Annotated in this window: 2 protein-coding genes; both read left to right on the top strand. The window is 59.2% G+C overall.

Annotation, left to right across the window (positions count from 1 at the left end):
• Nucleotides 1-85 precede the first annotated feature (85 nt).
• Nucleotides 86-1,153 carry an IS21 family transposase gene (gene istA, locus A6V37_RS00020; RefSeq protein ID WP_479724545.1) on the top strand — a complete coding sequence of 356 codons (1,068 nt, stop codon included), beginning with the start codon at nt 86-88 and terminating at the stop codon, nt 1,151-1,153.
• The gene (istB, locus tag A6V37_RS00025) at nt 1,150-1,986 is read left to right on the top strand and encodes an IS21-like element helper ATPase IstB (RefSeq protein ID WP_064271776.1); all 837 of its coding nucleotides are present in this window, start codon (nt 1,150-1,152) and stop codon (nt 1,984-1,986) included. Before istA ends, istB begins: the two co-directional genes overlap by 4 nt.
• The last annotated feature ends 77 nt before the right edge of the window (nt 1,987-2,063 follow it).

The following is a 2,063-nucleotide window of genomic DNA, read 5'->3' on the forward strand; positions in this document are numbered from 1 at the left end:
GTGTCGCGCGCAGTTGTAAATTGATACAGCAACGCAGTTAGGAATTGATACACCTCGTTGTAGGGTTGCTCATTTTGGGCGGCCCGTGATCAGCTACGAGGAGTACATGGAAATCGAGATTCTGCGTCGCCAGGGAAACAGCCTCCGGGACATCGCGGTCGAGACCGGCATGGCAGTCAACACAGTCAGGAAGTATCTGGAATCGGGTCCGCCGCAGCGTAAGGCCCGTCAGCCAGTCGTCGGCAAGCTTGCGCCCTTCAAGGCCTATCTGCAGGGCCGTGTCGAAGCAGCGAAGCCGGACTGGATTCCGGCGACGGTGCTCAAGCGGGAGATTGAGGAGCGCGGATACACGGGCGGCTTACGCCGGGTGCAGGAGTATCTGCAGAAGCTTCGACCCGCTGCACGTCCCGACCCGGTGGTCAGATTCGAAACAGAGCCGGGACATCAGATGCAGATGGACTGGATTGAGTTTCGTAAGCCGGGGCACAAACTCGGCATGCTCGCGGCGTTCGTTGCGACGTTGGGCTATAGCCGCGTCAGCTACGCGGAGTTTGTCACCGACATGCGTATCGAAACGCTGCTGGCTTGCCATGTGCGGGCATTCGAGGCATTTGGCGGCGTCACCCGAGAGGTCGTGTATGACAACATGAAGACGGTGATTCTGAAACGCGATGCCTATGGCAAGAAGCAGCACCGCTATCATCCGGGGTTCGCTGACTTCGCCAAACACCATGGGTTCGTGCCTCGCGTGTGCAAGCCATACCGCGCGAAGACGAAGGGCAAGGTCGAGCGTATGAACGGATATCTGCGCTACAGCTTCTGGGTCCCGTTGGTTTCAATGCTCAAACAGGCAGGGCTCACAGCCGACTGCGGCCTGTGCAATGAGCGCGTCAGGCTGTGGTTGCGCGACGTCGCCAACGTCCGTGTGCACGGCACTACCAAACGGGTTCCGGCCGAGGTGTTGCTCGAGGAGCGGTCGCATCTTCTGCCACTGCCGGCACCATACGTGGGGCGATCGGTTAGAACGGGCGCGACGCCACATCAGCAGCCGAAACCAGCATCACGGTACGCGAGCTCGGAGTGGAACAAACCGTTGCAGCACCCGTTGTCGGTCTACGACGCGTTCAGCCGCGCACAGGAGGTAAGTGCATGACGCCACAGCTCGAACGACTGACTGTGTTGTGCAAGCAGCTCAACCTGCTGCACTTGCCGACACAGATTGCGCACCTCGGCCAGATGGCCGCGAAGCGCGAGCTGGGCTATCTCGACTTCCTCGAACAGGCGTTGAAGGATGAAGCGATGGCACGCGCGGAACGAATGCGCCGGATGCTAACGCGTCTGGCTGGCTTCCCGGCAATCAAGACGCTTGATGAATTCGACTTCGAATTCGCGCTCGGCGTACCGAAAGCGCTGGTTCTCGAACTCGGCAGTCTTGCCTTTGTGGAGCGGGCCGAGAATGTCGTGCTCCTCGGACCCAGTGGCGTTGGTAAAACCCATCTTGCTGTCGCGTTTGGATATCGTGCAACGCAGGCCGGGTTTCGCACCCGCTTCATCACTGCCGCCGATCTGCTGATGCAATTGACGACAGCGTTGCGCCGCAACCAGCTGGAGGAGACCATCAAGCGGATCACGAAGCCCTACAGGCTGCTGATCATTGACGAGATGGGCTATCTGCCCATGGACCGGGAGCAGGCGAACCTGCTCTTCCAGGTGGTCGCCAAACGGTACGAAACCGGCAGTCTCATCCTGACCAGCAATCTTCCGTTCGGCCAGTGGGACCAGACCTTCGCTGACGACGCAACGCTCACGGCGGCGCTCCTCGACCGGCTGCTTCATCACGCACACGTCGTGCCGATCTCCGGCGACTCGTACAGGCTGAAGGAAAAACGTCAAGCCGGCATGATTAACCGCATCCCACCGCCGCACCTAAACGAAGCGGACGACGTCAAACGCAAACGCAATTCGAAGGAGGCAGCACTCAGCTAATAACCGTATGCGCAGGTGTATCAAATTTAAATTGCGTTTGCGTCCGACGCTGTATCAACTTGAGATTGCGTTTGACA

Origin of the sequence: Paraburkholderia ginsengiterrae (genome assembly GCF_001645125.1) — a bacterium.
GTDB classification, from domain to species: domain Bacteria; phylum Pseudomonadota; class Gammaproteobacteria; order Burkholderiales; family Burkholderiaceae; genus Paraburkholderia; species Paraburkholderia ginsengiterrae.

Coding starts and splice junctions, on each gene's coding strand:
- istB (WP_064271776.1), top strand. CDS start 1,150: ATGACGCCACAGCTCGAACGACTGACTGTGTTGTGCAAGCAGCTCAAC.